General features: G+C 35.1%; 13 protein-coding genes. 1 reads left to right on the top strand and 12 read right to left on the bottom strand.

Annotated elements, in window-relative coordinates:
- Positions 1-13: 13 nt before the first annotated feature.
- The 10 genes from dnaG to rpsU form a co-directional block, all read right to left on the bottom strand.
- Positions 14-1,825 carry a DNA primase gene (gene dnaG / locus HII32_RS06560; RefSeq protein ID WP_172189564.1) on the bottom strand — a complete coding sequence of 604 codons (1,812 nt, stop codon included), beginning with the start codon at positions 1,823-1,825 and terminating at the stop codon, positions 14-16.
- A 129-nt stretch (positions 1,826-1,954) separates the two neighbouring features.
- Positions 1,955-4,027: a glycine--tRNA ligase subunit beta gene (gene glyS / locus HII32_RS06555; RefSeq protein WP_172189562.1), complete on the bottom strand. Its 2,073-nt coding sequence runs from the start codon at positions 4,025-4,027 to the stop codon at positions 1,955-1,957.
- Positions 4,017-4,949: a glycine--tRNA ligase subunit alpha gene (glyQ, locus tag HII32_RS06550; RefSeq protein ID WP_172189560.1), complete on the bottom strand. Its 933-nt coding sequence runs from the start codon at positions 4,947-4,949 to the stop codon at positions 4,017-4,019. The genes glyS and glyQ overlap by 11 nt, the downstream gene beginning before the upstream one ends.
- 268 nt (positions 4,950-5,217) lie before the next feature.
- Positions 5,218-5,985 carry a DNA repair protein RecO gene (gene recO / locus HII32_RS06545; protein WP_281355391.1) on the bottom strand — a complete coding sequence of 256 codons (768 nt, stop codon included), beginning with the start codon at positions 5,983-5,985 and terminating at the stop codon, positions 5,218-5,220.
- 18 nt (positions 5,986-6,003) lie between these two features.
- Positions 6,004-6,906, bottom strand: a complete 903-nt coding sequence (gene era, locus HII32_RS06540; protein ID WP_172189558.1) for a GTPase Era — start codon at positions 6,904-6,906, stop codon at positions 6,004-6,006.
- 2 nt (positions 6,907-6,908) lie between these two features.
- Positions 6,909-7,313, bottom strand: coding sequence for a diacylglycerol kinase family protein (locus HII32_RS06535; protein WP_172189556.1), 405 nt, complete (start codon positions 7,311-7,313; stop codon positions 6,909-6,911).
- On the bottom strand, positions 7,297-7,782 hold the full coding sequence (gene ybeY / locus HII32_RS06530) for an rRNA maturation RNase YbeY (protein WP_172189554.1): 486 nt from the start codon (positions 7,780-7,782) through the stop codon (positions 7,297-7,299). The genes HII32_RS06535 and ybeY overlap by 17 nt, the downstream gene beginning before the upstream one ends.
- Positions 7,783-7,796: 14 nt before the next feature.
- Entirely contained in the window at positions 7,797-8,762 is a 966-nt protein-coding gene (locus HII32_RS06525) for a PhoH family protein (protein ID WP_343034684.1), read from the bottom strand.
- Between the two features lie 30 nt (positions 8,763-8,792).
- On the bottom strand, positions 8,793-9,236 hold the full coding sequence (locus HII32_RS06520) for a GatB/YqeY domain-containing protein (RefSeq protein WP_172189552.1): 444 nt from the start codon (positions 9,234-9,236) through the stop codon (positions 8,793-8,795).
- A gap of 91 nt (positions 9,237-9,327) precedes the next feature.
- A complete protein-coding gene (rpsU, locus tag HII32_RS06515) occupies positions 9,328-9,519 on the bottom strand; it encodes a 30S ribosomal protein S21 (RefSeq protein WP_172189550.1) in 192 nt (63 codons plus the stop codon).
- 167 nt (positions 9,520-9,686) lie between these two features.
- On the opposite strand from rpsU, the gene HII32_RS06510 reads away from it, so the two are divergent.
- On the top strand, positions 9,687-10,502 hold the full coding sequence (locus HII32_RS06510) for a pyruvate, water dikinase regulatory protein (RefSeq protein ID WP_172189548.1): 816 nt from the start codon (positions 9,687-9,689) through the stop codon (positions 10,500-10,502).
- On the opposite strand, the gene HII32_RS06505 is transcribed toward HII32_RS06510, so the two are convergent.
- Positions 10,503-11,420 (bottom strand): deoxyribonuclease IV, encoded by a 918-nt coding sequence (locus tag HII32_RS06505; RefSeq protein ID WP_172189546.1) that lies wholly within the window; start codon positions 11,418-11,420, stop codon positions 10,503-10,505. It abuts the gene before it with no gap.
- Positions 11,413-12,639, bottom strand: a complete 1,227-nt coding sequence (locus HII32_RS06500) for a CDP-glycerol glycerophosphotransferase family protein (protein ID WP_172189544.1) — start codon at positions 12,637-12,639, stop codon at positions 11,413-11,415. The genes HII32_RS06505 and HII32_RS06500 overlap by 8 nt, the downstream gene beginning before the upstream one ends.
- Between the last annotated feature and the right edge of the window lie 9 nt (positions 12,640-12,648).

Here is a 12,648-nt window from a genome sequence, read left to right as displayed (position 1 = left end):
CTCCCGTTTCAACCTATTGTCTAGTTCGTTTTTTCTTTTCGAGGGAAATGATTTCAATTGCTAGTCGCCGTTGTCGAGTACTGTCACCTAATCTAGCAGCTTCTTTCATTTCTGCCTTTTTTTGATCTAATTCATTTTGAATTGGTGTTTGATACATCATAATATTCAAATAATCATCAATTTCAGATTCGGTAATATTTTCTGGTAAATCTACCATATCCACAGCAATAAGCAATTGTTGAAGTGGTGCTTGTTTAATCATTGTTTCAAACGTTGCAATTTTAAATTCATCATGCGTTTCAAAATAACCTTCAGCTAATAAAAATAGCATTTGGTAATTTTCATGGATGAAAGCAAAATTAGACATGTTGGTAACTTTAAGCCATACATCTCTATCATACAACATTCGCTTCAAAATGCGACGTTCAGTTTTTTCAATTAGTGATAATGCTGGTTCAACAGTCATCGTAGGCCGATAATTAATCGGAGCAGAAATATTATTCTGAGAAGTAACTGGCGTCTTTGTTGCCGGTAATTGGTTTTTTAAAACCATTTTATCAATATTAAACTTAGCCGCTAACTGATTTAAATACAGATCTTGATCAATTGATGAATTAATAGTCGCAATTACTTTTAGTGCCGAATGGATATAATCACTTTGACCTGCTTCGGACGAAAGATTAAATTGATCCTGTAATTGTAGTAATTGAAATTCAACTTCAGTTTGTGCACCCTTCAGGAGTTCCCTAAAGGACTCTTCACCACGATTTCTAATAAATTCGTCCGGATCCATACCATCAGGAACCACCACTATTTTCACATCAAAATGGTGAGCCTGATTAAGAATATCAATGGCTCGTTTAGTAGCTTTTTGACCAGGCTGATCACCATCATAACTAATAAATATTTGATTTGTGATTCGTTTCAGATCGTAAACCTGTTCATCAGTTAGACTAGTTCCCATCGAAGCAACACCATTTACTATTCCAGCATTATAAGCGGTAATCACATCCATAAAACCTTCAAATAAAATTACTGAATGTTCTTGACGAATGTTAACCTTGGCTTTGTCCAGGTTGAAGATGGTTTTACCTTTATTAAATATTTCCGTTTCCGGACTATTTAAATATTTTGGCATTTCATCATTGGGCGTTAATAAACGTCCTGAAAAAGCAATCGTAGCACCACTAGCCTCACGAATCGGATACATAACTCGATCTACGAAGCGATCTAAAATATCGCCGCTTTGAGTTTCAGAGAAGAGTCCTGATTTACGTAATAATTGATAATCAATTTTACGTTCTTCAAACATTGGTTTTAGTAATCGCTGATCAGGAGCATAACCTAAATTAAACTCATTGATCATTTCGTCACTAACATCACGCTGATGAAGATAATCGAGAGCCGTTCGACCCAATTTCGTATTTACTAGAATATGATGATATAACTTGGCTGCTTCTTCGTACAAGTTAACTAGTTGACGATGACTAGAAGTTTCCTTAGTGGCAGTATTATCAGCTTGAATATATTCACTAGCTAACGGAAAATTTTCAATGGTAGCTACTTTTTGAACCGCTTCGGGAAAAGATAAATGCTCTAATTCCATCAGAAAAGTAAAAACATTACCACCACGACCACAACTGAAACAATGAAAAATTTGTTTAGACTCTGACACAGAAAATGATGGTGTTCGCTCCTCATGAAATGGACACAATCCAAACAAATTCTTACCAGATTGATGTAATGAAACATACTGACTAACGACATCCGTAATGTTGGTTTGCGAACGAATCTCTTCGACCACTGTGTCTGGAATCATCGCCATTAACTAGGCCTCCTCCAAAAAATCCTGAATTACTTGCAAAAGTCGCACCCAAAAACGGGTGCGACTAAACAATCAATATATTAAGAGATACTGAATTATACTAACATATTTATCAAATCTGAACAACTATTAGCCTTTGACAACTAATTGATTTAAATCACCCAGTTTTAAAATTAATTGAGCAAGTAAATTTAGTTCAGCTAACCGGTTATTTTTAATTTTTTCGTCATCAACCATAACCATAGTCTCTTCAAAGTAATTAGCGATAATATTTTGTAAATTAGCTAATTGATCATAGGCCTCATTAGCATTTAATTGGTTAAAGTTAGCCACTAACTTATTCACGGCTTGATATAAAGCCATTTCGGCATCATTTTCAAATAATGACTCATCAACTGAAAGGACAACCGGATTTTTAACTGCTATTCTAAGTACTCGAGTCAATGATTCAATTACTGCTTTAAATGAATCATCATCTTTGTGATCCATTAACACATTAGCACTTTCAATCATATACAAAATATTGTCACTGCTACTATTAGAAACAGCATCTACAATATCATAACGAACCTTATTATCACTTAAAAGTTGACGAACTCGATCTTTCAAGAAATCAATGACAGCTGCATTTTGCCCTTTTAAATCAAGTTGAGGCGCAACTTGAACGACCTGTTCTTGCAATTCAATTTGATTAAGTAATCCTTCCACGTCAATTAACCAATTTTCATGATTAATAATGCGAACGATACCGGAAGCTTGACGACGCAAAGCATATGGATCATTAGAACCACTTGGAATCATTCCCGCACTAAAGAAAGTCATGATGCTGTCTAACTTATCAGCAACCGCTAATACTGAACCAACTGTAGTTTCAGGTAGTTCACCATTAGCAGAAATTGGCATGTAGTGTTCTCGAATTGCTTGAGCTACAGTCGCATTTTCACCTTGAATTAGGGCATATTTTTCTCCCATAATCCCTTGAAGTTCCGCAAATTCACCAACCATGCCAGAGACTAAATCAAATTTATAAATTTCAGCTGCTCTGGATAAATCATTTTTTTGGTTATCATTAAGGCCAATTTTATCGGCCAAAACCGTTGCGATAACTTTTACTCGTAGCATCTTTTCATACATAGTGGAAATTTTGTCGTGGAAACTAACTTTCTTCAAGCGCTCAACGTAATCTGCAATACTACTCTTTTGATCTTCTTCAAAGAAGAACATTGCATCTTCTAATCGCGCGGTTAACACTTTTTCATTTCCAGCAATCACGTTTTCGATAAAATGATCATTTCCATTTCGCACTGAAATAAAATCAGGCAATAAGTTACCGGCTTGATCTAAAACATAGAAAAACCGTTGATGATCCTTCATTGAGGTAATTAAAACTTCATTTGGAATCTTTAGGTATTTTTCATCAAAGGAACCCGTAAAGGCCGTTGGCCATTCAACTAAGTTAGTAACCTCTTCTAAAAGATCTTGATCAATGTTGATCTGCCAGTTATTATCAGTCGCAATTTGATTAATTTGTTTTTTAATCAAATCTTTCCGCCGTTTAGGGCTAGCAATTACAAATTGTTCTGTTAATTTTTCCTCATATTCATCTGGATGATTAATTTCTACGTCATGACCCAAGAAACGGTGACCAGCAGAAATTTTATCAGTAGTAACGTCTAACACGTCAAGCGGAATAACTTCATTATTATATAAAGCAATCAACCACTTAATTGGGCGAATATAGTTAAGCTTAAATTCACCCCACTTCATCAAAGTAGGAAATGTCATTGAAGTAATAACATCTTTCATACCAGCTAAAACTTCTTGAACTGGTTGACCATTAATATGTTTTTTAACAAAGACATATTCAGTTCCCTTAACTTCTTTAAAGATGATATCAGAAACATCGGCTCCTTGACCTTTACTAAATCCAATGGCTGCCTTGGTCCAATTACCATCTGCGTCTTGAGCAATTTTTTTGGCTGGGCCTTTAACTTCTTCATCGATATCTGGTTGTTTGGCGGCTAAATCATTAACGATAACAGCTAATCTTCTAGGCGTCGCGAACATTTCAATTGAACCAAACTCAATTCGTTGATCTTTCAAGTAACTACTTACGCGTTGTTTTAATTGTTCCACACTAGGAGTAACAACATGTGCGGGCATTTCTTCTAAACCGATTTCCAATAAGAATTTATTTGCCATTGTTTTGGTCCTCCTCATTTAATAATGCTTGCCGTTTGGCTTCATCCTTAATCAAAGGAAAACCTAATTTGCGGCGTTCTTCAACGAATTCCTTGGCCACACGTCTAGCCATATTACGAATTCGAGAAAGGTATCCAGCTCGTTCAGTTACCGAAACCGCCCCTCTGGCATCAAGCAAGTTAAAAGTATGACTACATTTCAAAATATAATCATAGGCTGGATGAACTAAATTATCATCTAACAAACGCTTTGCTTCATTTTCATATTGATTAAAGAACTCCAAAAGCATCTCTTGGTTACTTTCTTCAAAACTGTATTTAGAATGTTCAAATTCAGGTTCCTTAAAAATATCGCCATATTTAACATTATCAGCCCATTCCAAATCAAATACTGAATTAACATCTTGAATATATGAACTGAGTCGTTCTAATCCATAGGTAATTTCTGAAGCAACAGGATCCATTTCTTGACCACCAACAATTTGGAAATAAGTAAATTGGGTGACTTCCATACCATCAAGCCAAACTTCCCAACCAACACCAGCACAACCCATTGAGGGGTTTTCCCAGTTATCTTCCACAAAACGAATATCATGTTCCAAAGGATCAATTCCTAGTTCCTTCAAACTATTCAAATAAAGTTCTTGAATATTTTCTGGAGAAGGTTTCATAATCACTTGAAATTGGTGATGTTGATATAAGCGATTAGGATTTTCCCCGTACCGACCATCTGCTGGTCGACGAGATGGTTCAATATATGCTGCGTTCCATGGCTCTGGTCCTACTGCTCTTAAAAAAGTATATGGACTCATTGTTCCAGCACCCTTTTCGGTATCATATGCTTGCATTAACATGCAACCTTGAGCAGCCCAGTATTGTTGTAATTTTAAAATAATTTGTTGTACGGACAAACTTTTAGTCATAATTTTCCTCCTACTCAAAATAAAAATCCCTATACGAAATATAATATCTCGTATAGGGACGATAATAATCGCGGTTCCACCCTAGTTCCGGTAAAATAAACCGGCGCTTAGTTAGTTTTAGCTCCAAAAGTGCCAGAAAACTAATTCCATTTTTCGGCTCTCACTATCCCGAAATCGCTTGAAATTTTCTCAGTCTCTCTCTTTTTTCATCACTAAATATTCATATGAAATCATAATAGTTTAGAACAAAAATTTTGTCAACTGACTATTACTCAATCTGTAAATCATCCAATTGATCCAAAAAGCGTTTGCTTTTAGGTATCACCCCAACACTATGTTCGTAAATTTGATCTAAAGTTTGGCGAATTTTTTGTTTTGTTGGTTTTTGGACTTTGATGTCATTAATCTTAGTTAAATTAATTTCTGAGAACAGGCGTAAATAATAAATGGTTCTTGCATCTAATCTCAATCGGTATGGATCTAGGTGCCAATGGCTTTGACATAACAAGCCACCATATTCTTCTGAATAATCAAACGGCAAATCGGTTCGATGACAGACCACACAATCACGCCAATTAGGAGCAACTCCAAATGCCGCTAATAACTGTACCTCAAAAATGTTAGAAATAATTTCGGCATCAATGCCTTTATCAATTAGTTCAAGACCTAATTGAACTTGATTATATACAACCGGAATAACATTTCCATCCTGATAAGCTAAGTCAATTAACGAAAAAATATAAGTCGCATATGCATTTTTGACAATATCAGCTGAAATATTTTTAAAATGTTTAATATCCTTAGTACTATTCAAATAAGACAGACCATCTGACACCACGCTACCAGAAAATACGCCATAAGCAAATGGCAAAATAGCTGCCTTCATTTTAAACTTAGGACGCTTGGCACCGCGTATCAAAAACATCTTTTTACCAAACTCCTTGGTTAAATATTTTACTAAGAGATCTCGGTCACGATACGGCTTAGAATACATAACAATCCCAGTAAAATCTGTTAATTGTCGTTGTTGCCTCAAAATTTACCTCTTTATAAACTAATAATCATTTTTTTGATAACCGTATGATTCAAGTAATGATGCCTTGTCCCGCCATCTTGGTTGTACTTTTACCCAAAGCTCAAGGTAAACTTTACTTCCCAAAAGATTTTCAATATCTTTACGAGCTAAGGTACCAATTTTCTTTAACATGGAACCTTTTTTACCAATTACAATTCCCTTTTGACCGTCTCTTTCAACGATAATAGTTGCTTGAATATGCACTTTATCATTTTCATTACCTATCTTGTCGATATAAACAGCCACTGAATGTGGAATTTCCTGACGAGTTAATTGCAAAACTTTTTCACGAATTAATTCCGAAATGATAAATCGTTCTGGGTGATCAGTCACTTGATCATCAGGATAATATTGCGGCCCCTCAGGAAGGGTATCAATTAATTTATCAATTAACTGGCTAACATTATTTCCTTGTAGAGCCGAAATAGGAAAGACTTCTTTAAACGGCAAAGCTTCTTTATATTGTTCAATTATTGGGAACAAATCATCTGGTGAAATTTCATCAATTTTATTAATAACTAAAAAAATTGGTTTATCAACGTTTTTAAGTCGATCAATAATAAAGTTATCACCTGCGCCACGACGCTCAGTAGCGTTAACCATAAATAATACCGCATCGACTTCTTTTAAAGCCGATAAAGCAGACTCCATCATAAAGTCCCCTAATTTATTTTGAGGTTTATGAATGCCGGGAGTATCAATGAATACAATTTGAGCATCATCTGTAGTGTATACGCCTTGAATTTTATTTCTCGTTGTTTGAGCCTTATCACTCATAATAGCCACTTTTTGACCAACTACTCGATTAAGAAAAGTTGATTTGCCGACGTTAGGACGCCCTACAATGGCTACAAAGCCCGAATGAAAATCTGGATTTTGCATTTTTATCCTCCTATATGAAAATATTGAATAACTGCTGGAACAAACACTAAACCACCAACGATAATCGCAAAAATTGCAGATAATAAAACGCCACCTGCCGCAATATCCTTAGCACGTTTAGCTAACAAATTAAACTGATGATCAACAATTAAATCAACCACATTTTCCACAATGGAATTCACAGCTTCTGATCCTAAAACAGTAAACATTGCAACCGTTAACCAAAGCCAATCATTAATACCTAACTGAAAAATAATACCAAAAATAATCACTATTAAACTAATAATTACATCGAAACGAAAATTTCGTTCTTCCTTAATCAAACGTCCTAAACCATCAAGCGCATGTCTTAGTGATTGCGGAAAGGAGTTATTTTTCGTGATTTGTTTTTTATCTCGTAAGGCCATAATCGTCTAAAATCTTTCTTTGTAGTGGAAACATAACTGCTTCGTCTTCTGGTTTCATGTGGTCATAACCGTTTAAATGCAGAAAACCATGAACAACTAAAAACCCAAGTTCACGCTCATAAGAGTGATCTAAAAATTCGGCTTGTTCAGCTACTTTATCGATAGAAACAAAGATATCACCAATATTTTCTGGAATTTCTTGAGCCATTTCATCATCCATAATGACTGGAAAATCAGTATCATCGTCACCATCTTCAATAGCAAAACTAATAACATCCGTGGCCCGATTAACTCCACGATATTTTTTATTAATTTCTTGAATTTCGTCGTTGTTAACAAAAGTTACTGACATTTCAGTATCATCCGCTAATTCAATATATTTACCAGCATAATTCAAAATGTTTTTTACTAAATCAATATGTTCTGCAGGAACCCCATCTTTAGTATTATCAAATATTTCTAAATCCATTTACATACTCCTCTTTATTGTCCAGTTTGCTCGTAAGCGTTGATAATCTTTGCCACTACTGGGTGGCGTACCACATCTTCTGACGTGAATTCAACAAAATTAATACCATCAACTTCACGTAAAATTTGTTGGGCTTCCACTAAACCACTATGACGTTTATTAGGAATATCAATTTGTGATACATCACCGTTTACAATCATTTTAGAACCAAATCCTAGACGAGTAAGAAACATCTTCATTTGCGAATTAGTGGTATTTTGAGCCTCATCTAAAATAACGAAAGCATTATCTAATGTTCGCCCCCGCATATAAGCTAACGGAGCAATTTCAATTACATTGCGTTCAATAAGCCGCTCCGTATGTTCGACCCCATAAATAGCATTTAAGGCGTCATAAATTGGCCGAAGATATGGATCAACCTTGTCCTTTAAATCGCCAGGTAAAAAGCCCAGGCTTTCACCCGCTTCAACAGCTGGTCGAGTTAAAACAATTCGATCCACTAAGCCCTTTTTTAAAGCTGCAACGGCCATCACTACTGCCAAAAACGTTTTTCCAGTTCCGGCCGGTCCAATGCCGAAAGTAATATCATTGTGCTTAATAGAATTAACGTATTGTCGTTGACCAAAAGTTTTAATTCTAATGGCCTTGCCCTTAGCATCTTTTAGGAGCACATGATTATACAAGTCTTGAAAATAACCTAAAGTGCCTTTTTGAGCCATTGAAACAGCACTAACAATATCGCTACTGTTAATGGTGATATCATGATCAACTAGTGCAACTAGATTATCAATAACTGTCTCGGCTAAATTAACCGGTTCTTCAGCTCCAGAAATTTTCAGACTAGTGCCAAAGACATTAATTGATACATTTAAACCTTCTTCAAGGATAGTCATAAAAGCATTTTGGGCTCCCACAACCGCTAAAAGCGTATCGGCATTATCAATATTTACTTCACGAGTAATTAACTTTTCGTCATTTATTTCTGTCAAATAAGTGAGCTCCTTTACTTTTTATTGAAGGGCCTGTTTAACTGCTGCTTTGACTTCATTACCGTCTGCCTGCCCTTTTAATTTAGGCATAACCGCACCCATAACTTTACCAAAGTCACTCATAGAACTAGCATTCACATCTTTGATAGTTTGAGACACTACTTGTTGAATTTCTGCCGTGTCCATTTGTTTAGGAGCATATTTTTCGGTGATTTCAATTTGAGCTTTTTGTTCATCCGCTAAATCATCACGACCGCCTTTTTCAAATTCAGTTAGTGATTCTTTTTGTTGCTTTAATTCTTTTAGAATTACTTCATCAGCTTCTGAGTCTGAAAGTTCATGTCCTAATTCAATTTGTTTATTAGTTAATTGTGATTTAAGTCCCCGAATAACGGTTAATGATAACTTATCACGCGACTTCATGGCTGTTTTTAGATCTGCATTTAATTGTTCTTGTTTGTTCATTATTCAGGTATCTCCTTAAGTTTTTATAGTTTAATTTTAACATTAAAAAAGATCAGAACCTAATAAATTAGGTCCCGATCTCAAAATACGCTTAGAAACGGCGCTTCTTCTTATTATTACGTTTACGTGCTGCTTCTGATTTTAACTTTTTCTTGACACTTGGTTTTTCGTAAAATTCGCGTTTACGATATTCCTGAAGTGTACCGCTTTTTGAAACTGTTCGTTTAAAGCGTCGAAGAGCATCATCAAGAGACTCGTTTTTTCGAACGACTGTCTTTGCCATATGAAATTCCCTCCCTCCGCGCTTGAAATGTAACTGTTACAAAGCAAAAAAACAATACTTAACAACGGTCCAGAGTAAATTATACATAAGTTTGTAAAATACGTCAACAATTTGTGACAAAAAGTATTTGCATGCTAAAATTAATAAAAAAACGAGGTATTTCAATCATGGCTAAAACGATTAATTTCTTCATTATATCTGATTCTAGTGGCGCAACTACTCAAACAGTAGCTCAAACAGCGGCATCCCAATTTCCTACTTTAGAACCTAAACTGCATCGTTTTCCGTTTGTTCAAACCGAATCTATTTTAACTGGCATTTTACATATGGCCCAAGAACAACAAGCAATGATTTTTCATACTCTAGTTAACCAGGAACTTAGTGATATGGTTACTAACTATGCTAAAGACCATGGCTTATATTCATTTGATTGTATTCAGACACCCATGGGCTTCATCACTCAAGCTACTGGGTTAATTCCAGAAAATGTTCCAGGACTAATTCATGATCTTAATCCAGCTTACTTTAGTCGAATTGACGCAATGGAATTTGCCGTCACTAATGATGATGGTAAGAACCCTAAGGGGATGCTAGAAGCCGATATTGTACTATTAGGTGTCTCTCGTACCTCTAAAACACCCTTATCCCTTTATTTAGCTAACCAAGGCTTACGGGTAGCCAACCTGCCAGTGGGTCCAGATTTAAAGATTCCTGCTGAATTAAAACAAGTTGATCATAATCGGATTTTTGGTTTAACTAATAGTCCAGAAAAATTAAGTCAAATTAGACGTCAACGTATGCTTGCATATGGCCTTAATGCCGAAACTCCATATTCAGATACCAGTCATATTCGTCAAGAATTAGAATATGCCATCAATTTATATAGACGGATTGATTGCTTGACCATTAACGTCGCTAATAAATCCATTGAAGAAACGGCCTCGATCATCCTGGAAAGTCTTAACATTGATTTGCAAAAATAACTAAAAAGCAACCTGGTTTTTCATATCTTCAATAATATTATCATTCATTCGCTGGTTTCTTAGCATAGCTACTTCATAGCCATGTGGATTATAAGTGATTTTTTTATTATCAGTATCTTTAAGAATTGGTGTTTCTAAAATTTTAGGAATATTAGTTAAGCTGGGATGGTGGGCAATTTGGTTAAGTGCCTCAAATCCAATTGTTCCTAAACCAATAATTTCATGACGATCTTTATGGCTACCCATTTCGTTTTTAGAATCATTTAAATGAACTACTGCTAATTTATCTAAACCAATCACATCATCAAATTCTTTGAGTACTTCATCAAAATTATTTTTAACATCATAACCAGCATCATTAGTATGACAAGTATCAAAAGTTACTGAAATTTTTTCAGGATTATTAATTTTTTCAATGATAGCTGCGATCTCCTCAAAACTACGACCAACTTCAGTTCCCTTACCAGCCATCGTTTCTAGAGCAATTTGTACTTTTTGATTAGGATCAATCACTTCATTTAAGCCGTCCGCAATTTGTTGGATGGCTTTTTTAGCACCTGCACCAACGTGAGCGCCTGGATGTAAGACAATTTGCTTTGCTCCAATAGCTTCTGCTCGCTGAATTTCAGATTTTAAGAATTCAATACCAAATCTAAAATTTTCTGGTTTAGTGGTATTTCCTAAATTAATAATATATGGTGCATGCACGACTACTTGTTGCAATCCGTGAGCAGTCATATATTCTTCTCCTTCGGTTGCCCTAAATTTTTCAACTGGTTTTCGTACTGTATTTTGGGGAGCACCTGTATAAACCATAAAGACATTTTCATTAAATGATTGTGCTTCTTGGGCTGCTCCTAGAAACATTTCCGTTCCCTTCATGCTAACGTGTGAACCAATTAAAAATGAATTATCCATGATCTTCTCCTTTAATTACTTCTTGGATTAAATTACTAACTTGTTGTGCTGCATGACCATCATCCCAACTACAAAATTGTTGATTGAACTCCGCTAATTTTTGACTATACACCTGGTTTATTCCCGTACGATGCCAACTAGCAATTTTTTGATAAAAATCCTGGGTTTGAGTTACCAAAGGACCAGGTAAATATTGTTGATCATAAGGAAGATAAAATCCTCGCAGTTTATCTTTATAATGTGGTAAGTCATACGCGAAAAATAACATTGGTCGCTTTAAATTAGCATAATCAAACATAACTGACGAATAATCAGTTATTAAAAGATCCGTAATTAAATATAGTTCATTAATATCATGATTAGGAATCACAAAAACCCGTCCTTCAAATCCACTAATGTCAATTTGATCAGCAACTAAATAATGGGGTCTAATGATTAGAATTGTATCATTATCAACTTGTTTAAAAAACTGATTTAAATCAAATGGTAAGGTAAAATGATACTTTCCTTGTTGAATAAAATCATCGTCACGCCAGGTTGGTGCATACATAATAATACGCTTAGGAATTTTACCCAGTATTCGCTGCTTTAAAGTTTTAATAGCAGGCGCGTTATTTTCTTGATATAAAACATCATTTCTAGGATAGCCAATTTCTAAATAGCGATTTTTAAAATTAAATGCCCTGGTAAAAATATTCTCAGAATATTGATTAGGTGCAATTAAGTAATTCCAGCGACTAGCCTCTTTACTAAAATCAGCGTGATAGCTCGCTGTTGTTTGTCCCGGAATTTCCACGTTACTAATATCAATCCCCAGTTTTTTTAATGGGGTTCCATGCCAAGTTTGAATATAAGTCGTCTGTTTATTTTTCTTCCACCAGGTTGGCATTCGTGAGTTCATTACCCAAAATTGAGCCCGAGCAATAATACTTACCCATTGGGGAGTAAATCGCTTAATAATTCGTATGTTGGGGTGCTCTGCTTTTAACCGGCGATATTCACTAGGTTTAACACTAAAATACATTTTCTCTGCTAATTCAGGTTTATTTTTAATAAGCTGTTGGTAAATAGCCAAAGGATTATCGTTAATATTCTTACCGTTAAAACTTTCAAAAATCATTTGCCCTTTTTTAACTGATAAACAAAGAAACCCATCGTTCATCACGATGAGTCCCTTACGAGCAATTAATTTTAATTTATCAATTAATTGTTTTTTCATAAAATTGCT

Source organism: Lentilactobacillus kribbianus (genome assembly GCF_013184075.1).
Classification (GTDB): domain Bacteria; phylum Bacillota; class Bacilli; order Lactobacillales; family Lactobacillaceae; genus Lentilactobacillus; species Lentilactobacillus kribbianus.
Note: the sequence above shows the minus strand (reverse complement) of the source record. Positions and strands in the feature narration are given on the sequence as shown.

Coding starts and splice junctions, on each gene's coding strand:
- rpsU (WP_172189550.1), bottom strand. CDS start 9,519: ATGGCAAAGACAGTCGTTCGAAAAAACGAGTCTCTTGATGATGCTCTT.
- era (WP_172189558.1), bottom strand. CDS start 6,906: ATGCAAAATCCAGATTTTCATTCGGGCTTTGTAGCCATTGTAGGGCGT.
- glyQ (WP_172189560.1), bottom strand. CDS start 4,949: ATGACTAAAAGTTTGTCCGTACAACAAATTATTTTAAAATTACAACAA.
- HII32_RS06500 (WP_172189544.1), bottom strand. CDS start 12,639: ATGAAAAAACAATTAATTGATAAATTAAAATTAATTGCTCGTAAGGGA.
- glyS (WP_172189562.1), bottom strand. CDS start 4,027: ATGGCAAATAAATTCTTATTGGAAATCGGTTTAGAAGAAATGCCCGCA.
- HII32_RS06520 (WP_172189552.1), bottom strand. CDS start 9,236: ATGAACAAACAAGAACAATTAAATGCAGATCTAAAAACAGCCATGAAG.
- HII32_RS06535 (WP_172189556.1), bottom strand. CDS start 7,313: ATGGCCTTACGAGATAAAAAACAAATCACGAAAAATAACTCCTTTCCG.
- dnaG (WP_172189564.1), bottom strand. CDS start 1,825: ATGGCGATGATTCCAGACACAGTGGTCGAAGAGATTCGTTCGCAAACC.
- HII32_RS06510 (WP_172189548.1), top strand. CDS start 9,687: ATGGCTAAAACGATTAATTTCTTCATTATATCTGATTCTAGTGGCGCA.
- ybeY (WP_172189554.1), bottom strand. CDS start 7,782: ATGGATTTAGAAATATTTGATAATACTAAAGATGGGGTTCCTGCAGAA.
- HII32_RS06505 (WP_172189546.1), bottom strand. CDS start 11,420: ATGGATAATTCATTTTTAATTGGTTCACACGTTAGCATGAAGGGAACG.